General features: G+C 41.9%; 13 protein-coding genes. 5 read left to right on the top strand and 8 right to left on the bottom strand.

Annotation, left to right across the window (positions count from 1 at the left end; all coding sequences use genetic code 11):
* Nucleotides 1-36 precede the first annotated feature (36 nt).
* From AC1DXC_RS14805 to mnmE, 7 genes are all read right to left on the bottom strand, one after another.
* The gene (locus AC1DXC_RS14805) at nt 37-3096 is read right to left on the bottom strand and encodes an efflux RND transporter permease subunit (protein WP_477459926.1); all 3060 of its coding nucleotides are present in this window, start codon (nt 3094-3096) and stop codon (nt 37-39) included.
* 4 nt (nt 3097-3100) lie between these two features.
* Nucleotides 3101-4153, bottom strand: a complete 1053-nt coding sequence (locus AC1DXC_RS14800) for an efflux RND transporter periplasmic adaptor subunit (RefSeq protein ID WP_477459925.1) — start codon at nt 4151-4153, stop codon at nt 3101-3103.
* A 10-nt stretch (nt 4154-4163) separates the two neighbouring features.
* A complete protein-coding gene (locus tag AC1DXC_RS14795; RefSeq protein ID WP_477459924.1) occupies nt 4164-5525 on the bottom strand; it encodes a TolC family protein in 1362 nt (453 codons plus the stop codon).
* A 53-nt stretch (nt 5526-5578) separates the two neighbouring features.
* Complete coding sequence (locus tag AC1DXC_RS14790) at nt 5579-6187, bottom strand: TetR/AcrR family transcriptional regulator (RefSeq protein ID WP_477459923.1); 609 nt, start codon at nt 6185-6187, stop codon at nt 5579-5581.
* A 795-nt stretch (nt 6188-6982) separates the two neighbouring features.
* Nucleotides 6983-9034, bottom strand: a complete 2052-nt coding sequence (locus tag AC1DXC_RS14785; protein ID WP_477459922.1) for a glycoside hydrolase family 3 C-terminal domain-containing protein — start codon at nt 9032-9034, stop codon at nt 6983-6985.
* A gap of 520 nt (nt 9035-9554) precedes the next feature.
* Nucleotides 9555-13670 (bottom strand): two-component regulator propeller domain-containing protein, encoded by a 4116-nt coding sequence (locus AC1DXC_RS14780; protein ID WP_477459921.1) that lies wholly within the window; start codon nt 13668-13670, stop codon nt 9555-9557.
* A gap of 121 nt (nt 13671-13791) precedes the next feature.
* Nucleotides 13792-15195, bottom strand: a complete 1404-nt coding sequence (gene mnmE, locus AC1DXC_RS14775; protein WP_477459920.1) for a tRNA uridine-5-carboxymethylaminomethyl(34) synthesis GTPase MnmE — start codon at nt 15193-15195, stop codon at nt 13792-13794.
* Nucleotides 15196-15550: 355 nt separating this feature from the next.
* On the opposite strand from mnmE, the gene AC1DXC_RS14770 reads away from it, so the two are divergent.
* A complete protein-coding gene (locus AC1DXC_RS14770; RefSeq protein ID WP_477459919.1) occupies nt 15551-16609 on the top strand; it encodes a nucleoid-associated protein in 1059 nt (352 codons plus the stop codon).
* A 29-nt stretch (nt 16610-16638) separates the two neighbouring features.
* Nucleotides 16639-17406 (top strand): hypothetical protein, encoded by a 768-nt coding sequence (locus AC1DXC_RS14765; RefSeq protein ID WP_477459918.1) that lies wholly within the window; start codon nt 16639-16641, stop codon nt 17404-17406.
* A gap of 233 nt (nt 17407-17639) precedes the next feature.
* Here AC1DXC_RS14765 and AC1DXC_RS14760 read toward each other — a convergent pair whose 3' ends face one another.
* Nucleotides 17640-19082 (bottom strand): hypothetical protein, encoded by a 1443-nt coding sequence (locus AC1DXC_RS14760; RefSeq protein WP_477459917.1) that lies wholly within the window; start codon nt 19080-19082, stop codon nt 17640-17642.
* A gap of 492 nt (nt 19083-19574) precedes the next feature.
* Here AC1DXC_RS14760 and AC1DXC_RS14755 point away from each other — a divergent pair, with 492 nt between their 5' ends.
* From AC1DXC_RS14755 to AC1DXC_RS14745, 3 genes are read left to right on the top strand one after another with little or no spacing between them, the layout of a single operon-like run.
* On the top strand, nt 19575-20135 hold the full coding sequence (locus AC1DXC_RS14755) for a toll/interleukin-1 receptor domain-containing protein (protein WP_477459916.1): 561 nt from the start codon (nt 19575-19577) through the stop codon (nt 20133-20135).
* A gap of 6 nt (nt 20136-20141) precedes the next feature.
* The gene (locus AC1DXC_RS14750) at nt 20142-21314 is read left to right on the top strand and encodes a toll/interleukin-1 receptor domain-containing protein (RefSeq protein WP_477459915.1); all 1173 of its coding nucleotides are present in this window, start codon (nt 20142-20144) and stop codon (nt 21312-21314) included.
* Nucleotides 21296-21886: an SLOG domain-containing protein gene (locus AC1DXC_RS14745; protein ID WP_477459914.1), complete on the top strand. Its 591-nt coding sequence runs from the start codon at nt 21296-21298 to the stop codon at nt 21884-21886. Before AC1DXC_RS14750 ends, AC1DXC_RS14745 begins: the two co-directional genes overlap by 19 nt.
* The last annotated feature ends 4 nt before the right edge of the window (nt 21887-21890 follow it).

Genomic DNA, 21890 nt, shown 5'->3' with positions numbered 1-21890 from the left:
AAAACAGCTCTTTCATTTCCATTTATGAGTTCTATTTCATTGTTCTAAGTCATTTTCGAGGCTTGGCGGTATCAGTTTATACATAACCGGTGTCACGATCCTCGATAGGATAGTAGAACTGATCAAGCCGCCTATCAAAACAATGGCTAAAGGCGCGATAAGCGGGTTTGGGTTCAGCGCGATCGGGAGCAAACCGCAAATCGCAGTTATAGAAGTGAGCACAACCGGCAGAAAGCGTGTTTCGCCTGCCATACTAATCGCCTCATCTATGCTATGACCTTCTGCTCTCAACTGGTTGGTAAAATCAACCAACAGCAGTGAATTCTTGACCTGGATACCCGAGAGCCCGATGAAACCGATAATCGATACCAGGGACATCGGGTTACCGGTTATTAACAGCAACACCACCCCGCCAAGGATACCTAAAGGGATGATCGACAAGACGATGATGATCCCTTTGAAGGTTTTAAACTGCAGCAGCAGTACCCCGATAAAAAGAAAGGTGCTCAATATAATTACGGAAAGGAAGTTGCCGCCCAGTGTATCACCTTCTGACTCGGCCTCGCCGGAAAGCTTGTAATAATAGCCCTGCGGCATCTTTAATTTATTCAATTGCGGAACAACGTCTTTCAAAATGTCATTGGCCAATACGTGCTCTTTCGTAAGCGACGTAACCTTGGCGAAGCGTGATTTATTAAAATGGTTGATCGCGGTGGGTGAAGTTTCAAAAGAGATCGTAGCGATCTGGTCTACCAGCACCGGGGTGCCCTGAACATTATTGACATAAAGTTTTTTGAGCGCATTTAAATTGGAAAACTTTTCCCTGGGCATGGTGATCACTACGTTGCGTGAATCGCCCCGGTCATCAATATAATCCCCTACGGTTAACCCGGCGACTGCCAGGCGGACCACTTTGTCCACATCACTGGTCAGGACACCCAAGGTACGGGCCTTTTCTTTATCGATCTTTATCTTAACGTCCGACTTATAGGTATTGAGTTCGTTGTTGACGAAGAAAGTGCCCGGATGTTTCCTCAGGATCTCTTCCACTTTAAATGAAAGAGACCGTAAGGTATCCTGATTCTCACCAAATACTCTTACTACAATATTCGCTTCTATAGGTGTTCCCTGTTCAAAATCTTTGATTTCGATCCTGGCATAAGGGAAGTCGCTGAACTTCTTTCGCAGTCGTTTGATCAGTTCCGTTTTTTCACCGGGACTTGCCCCTTCGCCCAATTGAACGAATACCTGGGCAAAGTCGGGCTTTACATCCTGCTGGTGCACGTTGTAATAGATCTGGGGGTTACCCTTACCTACGTTGGACGTATAAAAAACGATCTCCTTATACTGTTTCAGTTCACCTTCTACAAGTTTGGTCACCCGGTTACTTTCCGGAATATCTGCCTGCAGGGGCAGTTTGATATTGATCAGAAACATCGGTTTTTCCGATGTTGGAAAAAGCTTAAATCCGGTTAATGTAAACAGGAAGAAGGCAAGTCCACTCAGGGCTAATGATATACCGATTGTGATTTTGGGCCATTTTAAAGCGACGGGCATAATGCCAGCATACGAACGTGTCAGGAATCCTTGCAGGTGTTTTAAAAAGAAATTGCCACCGCCATGTGTATGCGTTTTTAACATCCGGCTACCCAGGAAAGGTACTAGTGTCAAAGCTACGATCATGGATGCCAGCACGCTGGTCATGACGGCCATGGGCAGGCTACGGATAAATTCACCGGCTATATCGGGTAAGAATGCCAGCGGCAAAAACGCGATAACCAGCGTTGCGGTACAACCAACGACCGCAACACCGATCTGTTGTGTTCCTTTGAATATGGCATCCGTTCGCGAATGACCTTCCCTGAGCCAGCGTTCAATATTCTCCACCACCACAATACTGTCGTCCACCAGTAATCCTAACGCCACCACCAGGCCAACAATACTCAACTGGTTTAAAGAATAGCCTAACATGTTTAAGGCAATGAGTCCCAGGGCCAGGGAAAGCGGGATGGAGATCATCACGATCAGCGATGCCCGGAAGCCTAAAGGAAGAAGGGTTACTACCACCAGCACAATAGCCAGTCCAAAGTCAAAGCCAAGATGACCCAAACGTTCGGATACCATATTGGCCTGGTCGAAGTTCTTGACCATGCGAATGTTCTCCGGCAGGGTTTTGCCAAATTCCTCCAATACCGGTAAATATTCTTTCTGAACGCTGGCTATATTCACCTTATCCTTCATGGCTGCCGTAACCAGGATACAACGGTGCCCGTTCACACGGGTAATATGGTCAACGATGCCATCCTTGTAGCTCACTTCTGCCACATCTTTCAGATAGATGATCTTGCCATTGGCATTGTAGATCACCGTATTGGCCACATCTTCAACGTTTTTAAATTTGCCGCTGGTTTTCACGTTAAACACCTTGCTGTCCAGGTTGATACTTCCACCGGGGATATCTGCCGCTTCGCTTTGCAAACTGCCGATGACCACATTAAGCGGTATTTTCAATTGAGCCAACTTATCCAGTTGCATATCGATGCGGATCTCCTGCTCGGGCATACCGAAGTATTTCACCTCTTTCAGATTGGTGATCTTTTCTAATTGCATTTTAAGGATGTCTGCTTTATCCCGCAGCAATTTACCGGAAGCGTTATCTGACACGAGCGCAACCTGTAAAACTTTTACGTCTGATGAGGATATTTTTTCTGTTTTGATCAGGTAGATATCTTTAGGAAGTTCGCTGTTTTTCAAAGCATTGATCTCGGTGGATATTTCCTGGTATTTGTTGTCCACGTCAACACCATATTTAAATTTTGGCTGGATAACCGCCACACCGTCCTCTACGGTTGTCAGGATCTTTTCGATGTTTTCCAGTCCATAGATTTTATTTTCGATTGGTTTTACTACCTGTTCTTCCATATCCTTAGGACTGGTGCCCGGGTAAATAACCGTAATGATATATTGCGGTGCATGTGTGGTCGGGTCTTCCGAACGGGGCATGGTAAACAGCGTAAGCACGCCTACAACTGCTACCAAAAGGAATATGATCAGTGTGAACTGATAGTTCTTGACTGCAAAATTGGTGATCTTCATGGCCTTACTTAATAATTTTTATGGTGGACTGTTCGTTGAGGTAGGCGCTGTTGGAGATTACGATCTGGTCTATCCCTTCAAGTTTATCCTTCAGATAAACATTTTCATTATCGAACTTCAAAATGTTTACCGGCACCCGTTTCACCCGGTTTAACCCTACGGTCGTAAATACAAATCCTTTGTTGCCGTCGGCCTCTACCAGCGATGCAAAGGGAATGACTATTACACTTTCATCCTGATGAGTGGCTATCTCCGCTTTACCAAACATGCCCACGGCGGGTTTTACGCCGTTTAATTGCAGCTTGAGTTCGATTTGGAAAGTGCCCAGTTCACGGTCTGCCGCCTGCGACTTACGAAACACAGTGGCGTCAAAGGTTTGACCAGCATAGCCGTCGAGCGTTACTTTGGCTGTTTGTTCGGGCTTGATGATGGCCCATTCGCGGTCAGTCACGCCCACTTTAAGTGAATAGCTGTTGTGTTGTTCGGTAGAGTTGGTTAGCAGTACCGGCATCCCTCCGGCAATAACCTCGCCTTCGTTTGCTATTTTCTGGCTAACAAAGCCGTCTGAAGCCGCGTATATTTTAGAATAGCGCTCATTAAAAGCGGTTGCTTCTCTTGCCTTTTTCGCAACATCCAAAGCGGTTTTGGTATTCTGCAATTGCTCTAAGGTGTAAACACTGTCCTTGTAAAGATTGAGCGCCCGGTTATAGTCGCGCTGTGCTTTATCGACAGCCAGGCTAGACTGGGCTAAACCTGCCGAAATTTCCCTGGAGTTGAGCGTAGCAAGTAATTGCCCCTGCTTAAAGAACTGGCCTTCCTGTACCAGGATGCGGCTGATCACGCCGCCTATCTTAAATGCATATTTGGCTTCGTCCTCGGTACTGACCAGGCCTGTGGCGGTGATCTGATCGGGTACGCCCAACGTAGACACCGGAGCGATTTTAACCGGTATGATATCCGGCTCTCCAATTGGATTCCCTTCCTTATGTTTTTCTTTACAGGAAGCCATTAAGGTTAAGCCTACTATGATAATGCTGAATAATTGTAAGTTTTTCATCGTTTTAATTTTATTGAATGGTGAAACTGGCATTGGCGCGTTCGATCGCGGCATCTGCGATCCAGGTGTCGTAAAGTGCAATATTGGCGTGCAGCTGGGCATCGATCCATTGGTTCTGGGCATCCAGCAGTTCAATGTAAATGGCCGTTCCCTGTTTGTATAACTTCAGCATATCCCCGTAATAAGTCTGGCTGGTTTTTAATTGGGATTGGGCTGCCTCATATTGCGCGATAGCGCTTTGCATACCGGCCTGGCGTACTTTTAATTCCGTTAGCAGTTGCTGCTGTACATAATCGGTCTGTGAGGCCAGGGCATTCTGATCGGCAATCGCCTGCTTTACCCGGTAGTTGTTTTTACCGGAAGAGAAAAGGTTCCATTGGAGAGAGACACCAAACAAGTAGTAGCGGCTGTTATTGTTAAACTTCCAGTCAAAAGCCTGCGAACCCAGGTCGATAAAGGTTCCCAACTTAGGGACGATATAAGATCTGGCCAGCCCGGTCAGGTTGCCGTTAATATCTTTAGCAATCCGTAGCTTGGATAGTTCTTCCCTGCCGCTGACGCTGTTCCCTAATAGCTGTTCGTCGGCAGGTAAGGCCTTGATATCATCCAAAAGGATGCTGTCAGTAAGCGGCCTGTTCAACAGGAAGTTAAAATAGTAACGGGCTGATTCTGCTGTTTTCTGTACCTCAATAAGCGACGCATTGATCCGACTTACTTCATTCTGGCTCCTGAGCACAACGGTCCGGTTTACTTTACTATTTTCATACAACTTCGTATTGATCCTTTGTCCTTCTTCAACCAGCCGGAGGGAAGATTCATAGATACCGGTAGCATATACCGCTTTCTGGTAGTTGTAATACGCCGTTTTGATCTCTTTAACCAGTTCGCGCTTGTAAAGCAATACTTCGGCCTTTTGCAGGTCAATCTGCTGTTTTTTGATTCGCTTGTTATAAATCAGTTCTGCATTCAGGATGGGAAGTGTCGTGCGGAATTTAGCATCGTAGAAATTGTCCGGGTTGAGCAGGATCTTTTGGTTTTGCAACTGCGGAAAGGCGCTGCTGCCCGTCAACCGGTTTAGTGTGGAGTAAACTCCGTTAAACAGATCGCCGGTTGGGAAATCTATCGTACGCCCACCGTCAGCTTTCGTGTAGGTGGTGGAAAAGGTAACCTCAGGCAAAAACATGCTTTTGGCTTCCTTGAGTGCGTAGACATTCTTTTCAAGCACAAAATTCTGTTGCTTGATGCTTTCGTTAGAGGCAAGGCCCTGCCGGATATACTCATCCAGTTTGCCCTGGGCTTTTGCAATAGGTGCAGCCAGTAAGGCCGATGATAAAAGCAAAAGTTGGTAGAATGTTTGATTTTTAAATTTCATTTTTAATCATTGTTATAATTTTAAACAGCGTTCAGTGTTATTAGAAAAAAAAGCTAGCTTTTTTCGAGCAGCGCCACAAAAGACTCATATCCATTTTGCATCAGCTCTTCATTCGTTTTACCCACAAAGCTTGAATTGCGATTTTTGCAAAAAAGCGCGCAGATGCCATGAACAACCGAGATAATTAGGAAAGTAAAGTATTCCGTGTCCATATCCTTGAACTTCCCTTTTTGCTGGCATTCCTTTACCATTTCCTGCATATAACGAATCGCCTCTTCTGCGATCTGAAATCCCTCGGACAGTGAACCTTTAACCGGTTCGTCAACAATAAACATCAGGTTATAATAATCTTTGTTCTCCTGGGCAAATTGAATAAAAACACGCCCGGAAGCTTTTAACCGCTCGAAGGGGTCCCCAACCTTGTCCAGTACTCTTAACTGGTTCAACAGCAGGCGGAAACCTTCTTTATGCAATTCGTGGAAAATTTCACTTTTATCCTTAAAATAGAAATATAGCGAGCCAGGACTATAACGGATCTCCTGGGCAATACTGCGCATGCTGGCCTGTTCATAGCCCTTCTCCAGGAATATTTTGCGCGCACCGTCAAGGATGCGTTTATGCATTTCTTGCTTCTCTTCCAGTTTTCGTTCTGCTATGCCCATTCTAAATTACTAACTTACAAATATTAAGGTTGCTGATCATGTGATCAATGCTTTTTTCGTAATAACTTGATTTAATGTTAAACCGATACAAATCTATTAAACAGTGTTCAACAAAACAAAAAATATTCATCCGTCATTTCAAAACCTGACATTAAAAACAGAAAACATTAGCCCTGAAGTTCCCGCACAGCAGGCGTCAACTCGGGCAAATCAGCTCCATGTGAGGAATAGATAGGAACAAAAAAAACGAATTTCAGTAGCAAAATATGTAAATATACCAATCAGTCTTATTTGTAATTGCCTGAATACTGATGCTTAAGGAAAATAAAATGAGATTTTTACTTTCCGAATAAACTCATAAATACTTTATCATCAAGTATTTACGATATCTACTTGCCGATACAGAAAGTACTTACCCAATGATTATCAGATAGTTATGGAGTTTGAGCAACAAATGAGTAACAAGAAAGAATATATACATTATTTCATTGAAGATCAATATGTTAGTAACTTTTTTCAAGCACTTTCTACCAGATAATATCATAGTGCTGAATATCAATTAGTTAAATCACTTTAAGTAACAATAGAGTAACAAAACTCGTATATCCAGCTTTTCAAATCAGATAACATTTGAAAAGCATTCAAACTTAATGACCTTTAGTGCCTCAATGATCCAATCTTATTTGAGTAAGGTCGAAAAAGATTGTATTTATCCCAACAAAGCCCCTGACCATTATCTGGCAGAGGCTTTGGCATTTTAAAGATGACGTTACGTCAATGAAGTATTGATGTGCTTTATAAGTCCATGTTTTTACTAATACGAATATCTCTGGATGAACTGCCTACCAAAATATTATATTGACCGGCATCAGCAACCCATATATTCTTTTTTTCATCATAGTAAGAAAACGAATCCTGATTAAGGGTAATGCTAATCTCTTTGCTTTCGCCAGGTTGCAAAAACACTTTCTTAAATGCTTTTAATTCTTTATCAGGGCGATCAACAGATGGGTTTGTTTGTTTTACATATATCTGCACAACCTCTGCGCCCGCAACCTTACCTGTATTCTTTACTGTAAGTTTAACTACAGCTTTTTTACCGGCACCCTTTTGCACGGTAAGCTTACTATAATCAAATGTTGTATATGATAAACCATGACCAAAAGCAAACTGGGGTTCAATTTTATAGGTATCAAAATAACGGTAGCCTACAAATATGCCTTCGTTATAATGTACCGTGCCATTTACTCCTGGAAATTCACCCAGCTTGTGTGCCGGAGAGTCTTCTAGTTTTTTAGGGAATGTCATTGGCAACTTGCCTGATGGGTTAACTTCACCAAAAAGAATCTTAGCTAAAGCATTCCCACCTTCCATACCAGGGTACCAGCCTTCAATAATGGCTTTGCTTTGGCCTACCCACTGGCTAATATCTATTGGGCCACCACCCATTAATACCACCACAGTGTTAGGGTTGGCTTTCAATACAGCTTTGATCAGTTCGTCCTGCCCAAAAGGCATATTCATGTTGGGTTTGTCAACACCCTCTGCATCAAAAGCGTTATCACCCCATGCATTGTAATCGTAGCCATGCGTCCATCCGCAAAATATGATGGCTGCATCGGCTTTTGCGGCCGCGTCAACGGCTTGCTGTATTAACTGCGGATCGGCAACAGCGTCTTTTGCTATTTTATAACCCTGGGTGTACTGTATATTTACTGAATTACCCAATAGGTTTCGCAGCCCTTGCAATGGGGTGATCTCGTATTTAGCTTTAACCTGCGAACTTCCTCCGCCGAGAGCATTTTCCCGGTCAGCATTATTGCCTATGACGGCTATACTTTTTACCGCCGATTTTTTTAGCGGCAGTACCTGGCCTTCATTTTTCAATAATACAATACCTTCTTCGGCTATTTTTAAAGCCGTTTGCTGGTGCCTCGATGTATTGTAAGCTCCGGGTGTGCGCGTTGTGCCACCAAGCATGTGAGTTTTGTACATTATCCGCAATATGCGTCGCACTTTATCGTCAATAAGGGCTACCGGTGCTTTGCCGCTTTTAACAAGGCTGATTACGGTATCGCCCATAAAAAACTTATGATAATTGGGGTTGGGCAACATATTCAGATCCGTGCCCATTTCCAGGTCGGTACCATTTTGCAGGGCTTCCATCGTATTGTGCACGGCGCCCCAATCACTCATCAAAACACCTTTAAATCCCCATTCTCCTTTCAGTATCTTGTTTATCAGATACTCATTCTCTGTAGCATACTGTCCCCGAAACTTATTATAAGAACCCATGGCAGTATTCACACCGCCAAGCGTGATGGCTGCTTTAAAACCCGGGAGGTAAATTTCGCGCAAGGCTCGTTCACTCATGTGAACGTCAACGGTTCCCCGGTCAACCTCTTCGTTATTAGCGGCGAAGTGTTTTATACAGGCGGATATACCCTGATCCTGTACGCCTTTAATATAACCGACTGCCATCTGCGACACCAGGTATGGGTCTTCGCTCAGGTACTCAAAATTACGCCCGTTTAGCGGTGATCGTATAATGTTGATACCAGGGCCCAGTATTACATCCTTGCCCCTGTATTTCGCTTCGCTGCCCAATACCGCGCCGAAAGCGTACCCTAATGCAGGGTTCCAGGTAGCAGCTAACGTATTACCTGTAGGCAAATAGGTGCCTGCATCGTTAACATTGGCGATTGCATCGTAGCCCCGGCCATGCTCTGACCGCACGCCATGTGGCCCATCAGACATAACCAGTTCGGGGATTCCTAAACGTTTTATCCCGCCGGATGTGAATGATGAACTTGCATGTATCATGCTCACTTTTTCCTCTAAAGTCATTTTTTTGATCAGCTTGTTGATCTTGACTTCTGTTGCAGTATTTACAAGGCTTTGCGCTTTGGCTGAGCCTGCAGTTAGCAGTGCTAATGCACAGCCTAAAAGACAACTTTTATGGGTATTGGCCATTCGTTATATGTATTTGTTTATAATATGTGAATTACACTGACTTATTTGTTCAATTGCGTTTTTAAATCCGGTCTGAAAAGTACCACTGTACTATGATCGTATTGGTAGGATTTTTTAGGCATAATCTAAGTTGTTGGTTTATAAATCAGGGCTTTACATATAATAAATTGGCTGTATTATATTGGGGTAAAGTTACCGGCGAGCTTAGATCACGGAGAGCTATAATTTGGATGATTAGTATGAAAAATATGCAGCTACTTAAAAGGCAACGCATTGATAATCAATAGATTAAAATAAATGCAGCGGTAAAAAATGGTTATGGCTGCCCTTTGCAAAAGCAGCTTTTTTCACAACTATAAACTATTGAATGGGTCGGGATCGAGGCAGAAAAAAATCAATCGATACTGTCGAGGTACTGGGACGGTGTCACCAAAAATTCTGCTTTAAATACTTTAGAAAAATATTTCGCATCGTTATAGCCTACCTCATAGGAGATCTCCGTTATGGTAAATTGTTTTGTGAGCAGGAGTTGTACGGCTCTTTTTAATCTTACCGACTTGATAAACTCAACCGGCGTTTTGCCGGAAAGCTTAAATACCTTATTATATAAAGCCCCATGGCTCATATTCATTTGACTACTTAGCAATTCAACTGAAAAGCTGGCATTTGAAATATTTTCTTCAATGACCGTCAATAACTTTTTCATGAATTTTGTATCGGGTGTTTCGATCTCCAGATCGCCCGGTTTAGCTTCAATTTGCCTTCGGTAGGTTTCTTTTACTAACTGATGGTTTTTAAGCAGATTATGAACCTTAAAACGTAGTATTTCAAAATTAAAAGGCTTGGAAAGGTAGTCGTTCGCCCCCGTCTCCAAACCGGCCAGTTGCTTTTCATCGCCGGTAAAAGCGGTAATTAATATAAATGGTATATGTTCGGTGCGTTTATCGCTTCGGATCTTTTTGCAAAAATTAATGCCGTCAATTTCGGCCATGTTAATATCGCTGATGATCAAATCGGGATGTAAAGCCAATGCCCTTTGCCAACCTTCTTTACCATTTGCAGCTTCGGCAATGGTATATAGATGCCTCAGATCGTCTTTGAGATACGCCCTGAAATCGGGGTTATCCTCTACAATCAAAATGGTAATATTTTTATTGCGCTTCTCCTGGCGCGGCATATCAGGCTTAGGAACTTCAACTTCTTGAGGAACATTTTCAACTCCTGTTAAGCTATTCTTTGCCGATTTTTTTAGTGGCAGCCTAACTATAAAACAGCTTCCCTTTCCAGGTTCACTTTCAACAGAAACAATACCGCCCATCAAATCAACAAACTCTTTTGTAATTGATAAGCCAATACCACTGCCCTGGTTAATTAATGAGGCGGGCATGTCATTCTGAAAAAATCGCTCGAATATTTTATTATGCTTTTCAACCGGGATACCAATACCTGAATCTTTCACCCTGATTTCAAGTAAAGTCATTTCTTTGCTGTCGGTTTCCAGCAGCTTTGCTTCCACCCCAATAATACCGTAGTCGGGTGTAAATTTAACGGCGTTGGAGAGCAGGTTAAAAAGCACTTTTTCAATTTTATCCTGATCGAAAAACACAAATACCGAATCTATATCGCACCTAAATGAAAACCTGATATGTTTTTTATCTGCCACATCGATAAATAAATCGCATGCTTCTTTAATGCTTTTAATAATATCAGCTTCATGCAGGTCAAGCTGAAGTTTTTTTACTGCTATTTTACTAAAATCCAATAACTGATTGATCATACTAAGCAACCTCTTAGAGTTTTCGTGGATCAATTGAAGCTTTCGCCGGCTATAATTATCGTCAGCCTGCGTTAGCAATTTTTCAACCGGCGCCATAATCAAGGAAATAGGCGTCCTGAATTCGTGACTAACGTTGGTGAAAAAATCTATTTTCATTAAATCCAGCTCGTGCTTATCCTTTGCTTCCTTTCGCTCACGCTCAATCTCAAAGCGGGTTTCTATTTTTCTAATGCCCTGTTTGCGGATGTAGTACAATATCCCAAGTACGGAAAATACATAAATAACATAGGCTATTGGCGATTTCCAGAATGGGGGCAATACTTTTATACTTAAGGTCAAACTATCGGTGTTCGGTATCCTTTCAGCGTTTGAGGCCCTTACCCGGAACACATAATTACCAGCGTCCACGTTGGTATAGGTAGCTTTTCTTATCCTCGTGTCGCTGGTTATCCATTCTTTATCAAGGCCATCTAATTTATATTCGAGTTTAGATTTACCCGGACTGAAAAAATTCAGATCTGCAAATTCAATCGAAAAGGCGCTTTCATTGTATTTTAAGGTTATGTTTTGGGTTTCCGTTATCGACTTTGAAAGTACAACATGCCCGTTTAAGGTGTCGCCTGCATTTATACTTTTGTTGTAAAGCTGAAAATCAGTCAAGATTAAATTGGGGGCTCCTTTGTTCAATTTTATCGATGAAGGGTTAAAAACATTAAAGCCATGCGGCCCTCCAAAAATCAGTTCGCCGCTTTTTGTCTTTAACGATGCATTTTCATTAAATACACGCCCTTGTAAACCGTCGGTTTCATTATAGTTTTCAAACCGGAATTTCAATTTTCCATTTTGCTGTTTAACTATAATATTCGACAATCCGTTCGGTGTGCTCACCCACATATTGTGCTTATGGTCTTCTACTATATCCAGGATCGCGTTATCGGGTAGTCCGTCTTCTTTCCTGAGGTTTGTGAATTGCTTTTTTGATTTATCAAAAATACTTAGGCCATTGCGGGTAGCTATCCAGAAAAGATGCCTGGAATCTTCGGTTAAATTGGTAACGTTATCGTTTATAAGGCTATTGCCGTTTTTTGGGCCGGCCAAATAATAAATGAATTTATGCGATTTATTCAGCAGAACATTAATCCCGTAAGAAGTGCTGATCCATATATTGTGGTCTTCATCTTCCGCCAAACCTGATATATAGTTATTTAGAATAGAACCGGGACTATCTTTTTTATAATGTTTAAAGGTTTGCCTGCCAGGTTCTAATAAATTAAGCCCGCCGTTAAGCGTCCCTATCCATAAGCGATGAGAAGAGTCTTCCATGATCTCATAGATGCTATTGTCAGATATACTGGCGGAGATAGCATCGTTGTGCCGGTAATGCGTGAAAGTCTTGCCGTCATAACAATCCAACCCGCCAAAATAGGTACCAATCCATAGCTTATTTTCATGGTCTACACATAAACTAACAATAACGTTATTGGCTAAACTATTAGCATTGGCTGCATTGTGCAAAAAGCTGGTAAAAGTGCCGTCTTTTCTGTTAAAATAAATAAGGCCTTTACCATTGGTGCCTATCCAGATATTGCCTTTTTTGTCTTCAGCGAACTTATTGATGTCATCATAAGCTATACTGGAAGGGTCGGAAGAATAATGCTTATACAGGGAGAACTTGATAATATCCCCGTGATAATAACTGATGCCCTCTTTAACAGTACCTATCCAAACAATTCCTGTATTATCTTTAAAAAGTGATATTGTAGCGTTTTGGGCTAAACTTTTATTGTTGTCTTCCCTTTTTACCAAATATTGAATTGTGAAGCCATTTTTATTCAGAAGATTGATCCCGCCATTATCTGTTGCTATCCAGATCGTATTTTTGTCATCCTGAATAATATTAGTAACAACATCGGAATTTAAGCGGCTGCCTACTGAAGTTGTATTGATGTGCTTAACGATATTACGTTTTAAATTCAGGTAAAATATACCATGCGGATTATTTACATTGAACACCCATAAATCGTTCTGGCGGTCAATAAAAATCCTAAACGTACTTTGTTCATTGCTAAATATTTTGTTAACGGCGTAAATTCTCTGATCGATTTTATTGGTATGATGATTTATCTTTTCAATAATTCCGTTCTGATAGATCAGTAAAATATCACCATTTAAATCCGCTGACAGATCTGTCGGGTTATCAGCATAAAGCGAAGTGGTATCGCCGGCCTTATGTCCAAAATGTATTGTTTTTTTCGTGTTGGGATTATATTTATATACACCAAGCATGGGATGCAGGAACCAAAAATTGCCGTACTTATCTTTTTTTATGTTATTGATTGAATTACCCGGAATGGAGATATTAGATAATGTACGGTTAACATTTCGTTCGAAACGCTCGGTCAGCGGATCATATATATTCAGTCCATTGCGTGTTTGTATCCAAAGCTTATTCAGGGGTCCCTCTACGATATTTATTATAAAATCATCACTTAAAGAGGTCGTATCACGGATGTTATTTTTGAATATTTTGAACTTATAACCATCATATCGGTTTAAGCCAGCCATGGTCCCAAACCACATAAACCCTTTAGTATCCTTATAAATACAATTTACCTGATTGTTTGAAAGCCCATCGGTAATATCCAAATGTGAAAATTGATATTGACTGTTTTGCGCGGCGGCTGTTTTTAAGACGCTTATGATAATAGCCGTTATCAATAAAATTAAACGCATTGTTTGAAACCGATATAAAAGGAAATAATATTATGGGACTGACAGACTAATATAGCGGAATTAAACTGGATGTGAAGTGGTAAAATATGAAGCTTTGTTGGGGTTCAATTAACTATATCAATTACTTGCCGATACAGAACTTACTAAATATATTCTCCAGCAAATCGTCCGTTGTTACTGCACCTGTAATTTCGCCAAGGTAGTGCAGCGCCTGTTTAATATCCATCGACAGGAAATCAGACGTTACGGTGTCGATGCCATCGAGCACACGGATGAGGGCTTCTTCTGTTTTTTGGAGGGCTTCCAGGTGGCGAATATTGGTCACCAGGGTTTCGTGGCCGGTGAGGTTTTCTTTGATGGCCGCGGCGTATATCTGTTGCTTCAACTCGTCTATCTGCTGTTTTTCTTTGGCCGAGATCAGGACCAAACCAGCGGATGGTGACCCTTGAAAACCGGAGAAATTTCGGTGTTTTTCTTTAAAATTCTTAAGCTTTTCACCCTCGTCCAGCAAATCTATTTTATTGGCCACTATCAGCATCGTGATACCCGGCTTTTGCAGGCTTTCTATGTCGGCGTTTAGTTCGTCAGCGGTTATTTGTTCTGCGTCGAAAACATAAATCAGCAGGGCGCTCTGGCTTATTTTTTCCATGGTGCGCTGCACGCCTATTTGCTCTATGGCATCTGTGGCCTCGCGGATGCCGGCGGTATCTATCAGGCGGAAGTTGATGCCTTTGATGTTCAGCACCTCCTCTATGGTATCGCGCGTGGTGCCGGGGATATGGCTCACAATGGCGCGCTCCTCGTTCAGCAGGGCGTTCAACAGTGTCGACTTACCCGCGTTCGGCCTGCCGGCAATAACCGTGTTTACGCCGTTCTTGATAGCATTGCCCAACTCAAAGGACTGTATCAGGCTGCCGATTACTTTGGTAATCTCGTGGATAAGTTTTTTCAGTTGGTCGCGGTTGGCGAATTCTACATCTTCTTCGGCGAAGTCCAGTTCCAGTTCTATCAGGGAGGCGAAGGTTACCAGTTGTTCGCGCAGTTGGGTCAGCTGGTTGCTGAAACCGCCGCGCAGTTGCTGCAGGGCTATTTGCTGCGATGCTTTGGAGTTGGAAGCGATGAGGTCGGCAACGGCTTCGGCCTGCGACAAATCGAGCTGCCCGTTCAGGAATGCCCTTAGGGTAAACTCGCCTGCTTTGGCGGCACGTGCGCCGTTTTTGATGAACAGCTTAATGATGGACTCGATGATATAATTGCTGCCATGGCAGGAAATCTCCACCACGTTCTCGCGGGTGTATGAGCGGGGAGCTACGAATAGCGAGGCCACCACCTCATCCAACTCCATGTCGCCATCCATAATACGGCCGAAGTGCAGGGTGTGCGAAGGCTGTTTAGTGAGGTCCTTCCCCTTCCAAACTTTTTGGGCAATGGTGATAGCATCCGGCCCCGAAAGGCGGATAACCCCTATCGCCCCAATTCCGTTGGGGGTGGCAAGCGCTACGATGGTGTCTTCGGTGTGGGTCATTGGGTCATTGGGTCATTGGGTCATTGCCAATCAACCGGTGCAAAAGTCGCTATTTAGCCTGAACGCGGCAAGCACCCGGATTTTAAAGTGTTCCACTTTTGCGTGTGAAACACTTATTTTTTAATTTGCATTGACTAACAGCAAGTTGTGTTTTTTTCGGAACACTTTGGAACACCCCGGTTCTTTAAATACTATGAACAATAATCTCATTAACAGCTATTTATAAAAAATAACCTTATTAGTAAAATATGCAATGGAACACTTACATATAAGCCATATCTAGTAAGCAGGGCTCAAAAAATAATGACTCAATGACCCAATGACTCAATGACAAATCTCTACCTTCGCCCTAATTATGGTAACTTTTTTCGAAGCTTCGCTGGATACAATTTCGGTACATCATGTGGGCAATCAGTCGCAGGGCGAGATGTACGCCCTTTCTGATACCCCCCTCGAGTTAAAGGATGATATCATCCCCAACCTGCTGATGCAGTATTTTTTGAAGCCTTTTGAGAAGGCCAACGAGGTTTACCACCTGATGCACAGCAGCGGCGACCTGGCCCTGAACGAGTTGCACCACTTTGCTACCATGGCGTTTGAGGATAAGGAGAAATTCCAGGAAGCATCTGAGCAGATTGCCAAACACCTGTACAAGGTGAGCACCCACCCCAACATCAAAGGCGGCGAGCTTTATGTGGTGTATTTTAACCAGGTGCAGATAGAGGGCAACGCGCTGGATTGCATCGGCATCTTCAAATCTGAAAACAAGGAAACTTACCTGAAGGTTTACCCCGATAAAGGCGGCTTCGCGGTTGATTATGAGCAGGATGCCATCAACATCAACAAGCTGGATAAAGGCGTGCTCATCTTCAATATCGAAAAAGAAAACGGCTACAAAGTGGTGGTGGTTGATAAAACTACCGGCGGGCAGGATGCGGCGGTGTACTGGAAGGATGAGTTCCTGCAGCTCCAAATACGCAACGACAGCTTCAACCGTACCAATAATACGATGGGCATTTACAAAAACTTCGTTACCCAAAAACTGGACGATGAATTTGATATGAGCAAGGCCGATAAGATTGACCTGCTGAACCGATCGATGAAGTACTTCAAAGAAAAGGAAACTTTCGACCTCGACGAATTCAGCGAGGAGGTCATCAGCAACCCGGAGGCTATTACCTCTTTCAAGAATTTCAAGAACCAATGCGAGGAAGAATTCGGCAACCCCATTGGCGATAGCTTCGAGATATCGGGCAATGCCGTAAAGAAACAGGCCCGTGTTTACAAAAGCGTGTTAAAGCTGGACAAGAACTTCCATATTTACATCCACGGCGATAATAAACTGATAGAGAAAGGCTTCGACGATGATAAAGCCATGAATTTTTACAAGGTTTATTTTAAAGAGGAGGCATAAGCACTTATATTTACTAAAAAAAGCCGCCTATGAAACTCCTGATATCCTGTTTACTGGTGTTTGTTAGTGTTTCGGCCAGGGCGCAACTGGCAATAGTGAACGACCCCGACGGATTCGTAAATGTGCGTACTGATAAAAGCATCAAATCTAAAATAGCCGGCAAACTGTACGATGGGCAGCTGTTTTTGTTTGCCGACGAGCAACCCGCCAAAAACTGGGTATATGTAGCCTTCGATAGCAAAAACGAAGTAGAGTCGCCCGATGCAGCGGAACCGAAGCTTGCAAAAACCGCAAAATATTTAAGCGGATACGTATATCGTAAAAACGCGACCCCTTTGTCCCTGCTCCCGCATGTCAGGCTCAATAAATCCAATTACCGCATTTCCAAAAACAGGCTCAGCATCAAAAGCGATTCCATTTACCTGTCGGTTACTACTATTCCGTTCAACGCAAAAAAACATAAGATTCTCCACAGCAACGATGGCTGCAGCAACTGCAATAAACTGTTCGTAGATAAAGTGGACGGCAAGAAACCCTGGGGCGTAGACGGCGATTTGCCCGCGGTGGAAATCAGCAATATTATCCTCATCGTTAACAACAACCCTGTCAATATCCCCATGGCTGCTTTCAGCGACATTTACCAGCCCCGGATAAAAAACCTTAACCTGTATTTCGATAAAAAGGGAAATATCTATCTATACATGCCCGGCAACAGCGATGGCGCCGGCGGCTACGATGTAGCCTGGGTTATAAACAACGGCAAATTTGTTGGTCGGTATGTAGATAGCATCGATTAAGTTATGGGGCGGGGGTTTAGGATTACACTAAAATAGTTTGAGCCAACTTAATGTTTTCGCAGGGTCTCCTCAATGCTATTAAGTTAAGATTTTTTATCTCGCAAAGCCGCCAAGACCGCAAAGTAAAAGCTTAAAATCCTTCGCGACTTTGCGTGAAATTAACGCTACGGCTTTTCCTTAGTTTAATCGCATTGAGGGAGACCCTGCGCGGACCTAAAATCCTTAAAGCTAATTTAGAATATGTTAAGATTGATTTTTCTGACTTGATCTAAAGCCCCGATATTGCGGGCAATAGCCAGTGCTTCTTGCTTAGCCTTTCTTGCTTTCTCGCCATTTCCTGAATGTTCATAAATTAACATCATAATTCTCAATGACCTTACTTTATTTGCCGTTTCATTCTCATGTAAAGCCATTCCGCTTTCGGCAAATTGCAGTCCTTTAGTCTTGTCGCCTGAAAAGAAATAGCTAACACCAAGTTTAACTTTATTGTGCGCTATTTCTTCAATGTCATTAGTTTGAGTAGCCACCCAATTAAAGACTTCCTCGAAATCGATTACAGCGCTTTTGAAATCGCGTTCACTTAAATAACAAGCTCCCCTTATACTTAACAAATTGATTTTATCTGCTTCTCTAAAAATATTTTTTAAACCTAACTCAATATTGTGAAGCGTTTTAGCAAGATTCTCACCTTTTAAATATTTGTAAAGTGAAAAGTATTCGCCGGCAAAGAGCGCATACGGTGAGTGAAGCTGTCGTCCGTTTATGTCATGACCTTTCTTTTTCAGCATAGAAAAAACGGCACCATAATCAGCGGTATATTGCAATACCCCTAATTTCAGATGACCATGAATCCCATACCACCTAAGATCTTCACTTAAACCAGAACACACGGTAGCCCAGTCTAATAAAACATCAGTGTCTTGATACCTCCAATATGGAACTTTTAATAACTCCCGGTAAGCTAAATAATATTTTGATATTCGTTTTTGATACTGTTGCTCTTTGCTTGCTTCTTCAATGCAAAATTTTAAAAGGGTGTAATTGGGAAGATCACTTACAAATTTGATTTTCCTAAACTGATAACTTGAAACGTCTTTGTCGAAAATTTGAAGCTTTGGATCGTAGGGACTTCGTCGAATAGATTGTAGACAACTTAAATAACTTATAACTCCGAAATTTTCCTTCAATAGGTTATTTTGGATTATTTCAGCTGCTCTATTTGCCATATTGCTCTGTTTTTCATAATAAATATCACCTGTTATGGACGGTAGTATTTTGAAAATATTTGCCAAGTATTTCCGCTCACTCAATTTTATCCCTTCCTCAACAATGATAAAGGTTGGCAAATTGAGTATTGCAGCATGATAAAGTTCCATTTCCCAAAAACTCACTTCTGAATCAGTTGAAATAATGGTGCCGTGGTCATAAAGTATGGTCGATATTCGTCCAATTAAAACAATTACTGCGTCAGCTCGGGAAATCATTTCCGTGATCAGACCGACTATGTTAAAATGATCATCTACGTCAATTTTTGCTTTCGGATCATCTATTTCATCAGCAAATAAATTGGGTAAATATTCAGATTGATTAAATAATTCATGGATCTGTAGCCTGACATCGGAAAGCTCATGACACAGTGAGGATAAAAAAACAGTTTTATCTTTTGGTTTAGGCATGGCAAACTGGGTTCAAAAATCGTGGAAATAGTCAAAAGTGAATCTTCTCATTTTACAAGGAGTACTACTTCTACAAGATAGACAATATGTCACTAGTTTATTATATTAAGATGGTAATAAGCCAATTATGTTATTATGGCATATTAATATTTACTTGTATTATCCATCAGTTAAATAATTATACTTATCTACACCACCCCTTAAAGTATTCGTTAAAAGAATAATTCTACAACCTTCTGGAGCGAAGCTGGCATGTTAAATGACTGATGGTATATAGCTTAGCAACGAGTGAACACTCATAAATTGTTAGTGCTGACCGACGGGACATCCGATTGCCAATAATTAATAACAAGGCTTTAATAATAAAATGCCCTTTACTATGTAGCTAATCGTCAGACCTCCCTTCTTTAGCAATGACCGCATTTTGCCGGGCAAATTATTCACCGCTACTGAACGGTTCAGCAGCGTATTTAAAGAAAGGAGACCATAATTATGGCGATTATTACAAAACAAGAGTTAAAGACATTTTCAGCAAATCTGTCGTCTTCGACAAGGGCAGGTTATTTTACGAAGTCCTTCAGCCTTAATGAAGCGAAATCGAGATCAATCAAAACAGTTTTTTTATCACATAGTCATAGTGATAAGGATGTGATCGAGCCAGCAATCGCATTGCTTCAAAACGTGGGGGTAAATGTCTACGTTGACTGGAAAGACAGTTCCATGCCAGCCATTACTAACGCCGCCACTGCAGAAAAAATCAAAGATAACATCCGTAAACATGACCGGTTTATTTTGTTGGCTTCACCTGCGGCCATAAAATCGAACTGGGTTAATTGGGAATTGGGATTCGGAGATGCGCACAAATACCTACCAAATATTGCCCTGTTACCAGTTGTGGAAAACACAAATGATTGGAAGGATGCTGAGTACTTGCGCATTTACCCATACATCGAAAGAGTTGGGGCTTACGTAGGTTATCAGTTCATTTACAGCTATTTTGTTGTAAATCCGGACGGTACAAGAACAGAATTGAAAACATGGTTAACCCGATAACAAGAAATGAAAACGAAATATCAACTTATCTTTCTCGGGCAACAAAACCCTTTGAGAGCAGACATCGAAGGTGCTTTTTTCAATCATATAAATGAGTTAGGGCTGGCTGCAGAAGCGATAGAAATCATTGATGAATCCAATTTCGACGAGCAATATATAGCTAATGCACCTACTTATTGCCTTTACTTTGGGATTAAGAATAGCGCCTTTCGTCACATTCCTCAAATAGAAAGATTGCAAACAGATGCCACACTTATTTTGCCGATAGTAGAAGCAATCCCTGATTTTAATGCGTCAATACCTGAGCAATTAAGGCCAATAAATGGCTTTCAACTAGCGAGTAAACACGATATAGAAGCGTTGGTAAATCACTCATTGGAAGGACTAGGATTATTAAGACTTTCCAGACGACTGTTTATCAGTTATAGGCGTGACGAATCCAGTACTGTTGCCATACAACTTTTTGAGCGTTTTGAAAAAGCAGGGTTCGATGTATTTTTGGATACGCATAGCGTTCCGAAAGGTGAAAACTTTCAGGAAGAATTATGGCATAGATTGGCAGATACCGACATTGTAATATTATTAAACACACCCGGCTTTTTGCAAAGTCACTGGACTACCCAAGAGTTGGCGCAAGCAAATTCAATGTCTATTGGCATCCTGCAATTAGTTTGGCCTAATTACAAACCTGAACGTTCAGCGGAATTAAGTATCCCTTTTTACCTCAGCGAGACCAATTTTGGGAACAAGCAATTTGCGGATGCAAAAAGTTACTTGACTGATGACATCATGGAAGAGATCGTTAATCGAGCAGAGTCGTTAAGAGCGCGTAGTTTGGCTGCAAGGCAGGATAATATTATTACCGAATTTATGAAATCTGCCAACAATGCTGGCGCAAAAGTCAATTTGCAATCCGAAAAATTCATTACTATGACCAACAGTAAATCGGAAGAAATAGTAATTATTCCGACCGTTGGCGTACCTCAGGCATTTATTTATAATCAATCGGAGGAGTTAGTGAAAAGGATTAGACAGAATAGTATATCTGCAATCCATCTCTTATATGATCACCGGAACATCAGGACTAAGTGGCTTGATCATTTGGCTTGGTTGGATAACTATTTACCTATAAAAACCATTAAATTAACGGAGCGCGAATCATGGCTAGGCAAAAATTAAATAAAATATTTCTATCGGCAAGTATTCCCTTGCCTGACCGACCCAAACATTTTTACGACACGGCAGACGTTATTGCTATTCGTGATGCGGTAAGGGCTTTAGCAACTGTCGTTATTCCGAAAGCAGAACTTATTTGGGGTGGGCATCCTGCAATTACACCACTAATCAGGTATGTTATCTCACAAATGAATGCTGATGTAAAAAAACACGTCACTTTATATCAATCTCTTTTTTTCGAGGCGATTTTCCCACCAGATAATTTTGATTTTGAAAATATCCAACTTGTCGCCAAACGAGAGAATCAGGCAAGTAGTCTTGACGATATGCGACTTGCTATGATTAAAGATAACGATTTTAAAGTGGGGATTTTCATTGGCGGTATGGAAGGTATCCGGATTGAATATGACTTATTTAACCGCTATCACCCGGATGCACTGGTGCTACCGGTGGCCAGTACGGGTGCCGCCGCAAAAATTTTATATGAAGAAATTGAACCCACTCCACCGGTATCTCTGCTACAGAATTATGCTTATATGAATTTATTTCAGGATTTACTTAAAGACTACTTATAAAAAC

It is taken from the genome of Mucilaginibacter sp. P2_D11, assembly GCF_056404435.1.
This window is presented reverse-complemented; position numbering and strand designations above follow the sequence as displayed.

Bases quoted from the DNA above. Each gene is read 5' to 3' on its own strand.
- AC1DXC_RS14790 (WP_477459923.1), bottom strand. From the start codon at position 6,187: ATGGGCATAGCAGAACGAAAACTGGAAGAGAAGCAAGAAATGCATAAA.
- AC1DXC_RS14780 (WP_477459921.1), bottom strand. From the start codon at position 13,670: ATGCGTTTAATTTTATTGATAACGGCTATTATCATAAGCGTCTTAAAA.
- AC1DXC_RS14745 (WP_477459914.1), top strand. From the start codon at position 21,296: ATGGCTAGGCAAAAATTAAATAAAATATTTCTATCGGCAAGTATTCCC.
- AC1DXC_RS14805 (WP_477459926.1), bottom strand. From the start codon at position 3,096: ATGAAGATCACCAATTTTGCAGTCAAGAACTATCAGTTCACACTGATC.
- AC1DXC_RS14755 (WP_477459916.1), top strand. From the start codon at position 19,575: ATGGCGATTATTACAAAACAAGAGTTAAAGACATTTTCAGCAAATCTG.
- AC1DXC_RS14765 (WP_477459918.1), top strand. From the start codon at position 16,639: ATGAAACTCCTGATATCCTGTTTACTGGTGTTTGTTAGTGTTTCGGCC.
- AC1DXC_RS14770 (WP_477459919.1), top strand. From the start codon at position 15,551: ATGGTAACTTTTTTCGAAGCTTCGCTGGATACAATTTCGGTACATCAT.
- AC1DXC_RS14795 (WP_477459924.1), bottom strand. From the start codon at position 5,525: ATGAAATTTAAAAATCAAACATTCTACCAACTTTTGCTTTTATCATCG.
- AC1DXC_RS14760 (WP_477459917.1), bottom strand. From the start codon at position 19,082: ATGCCTAAACCAAAAGATAAAACTGTTTTTTTATCCTCACTGTGTCAT.
- mnmE (WP_477459920.1), bottom strand. From the start codon at position 15,195: ATGACCCACACCGAAGACACCATCGTAGCGCTTGCCACCCCCAACGGA.
- AC1DXC_RS14750 (WP_477459915.1), top strand. From the start codon at position 20,142: ATGAAAACGAAATATCAACTTATCTTTCTCGGGCAACAAAACCCTTTG.
- AC1DXC_RS14785 (WP_477459922.1), bottom strand. From the start codon at position 9,034: ATGACTTTAGAGGAAAAAGTGAGCATGATACATGCAAGTTCATCATTC.
- AC1DXC_RS14800 (WP_477459925.1), bottom strand. From the start codon at position 4,153: ATGAAAAACTTACAATTATTCAGCATTATCATAGTAGGCTTAACCTTA.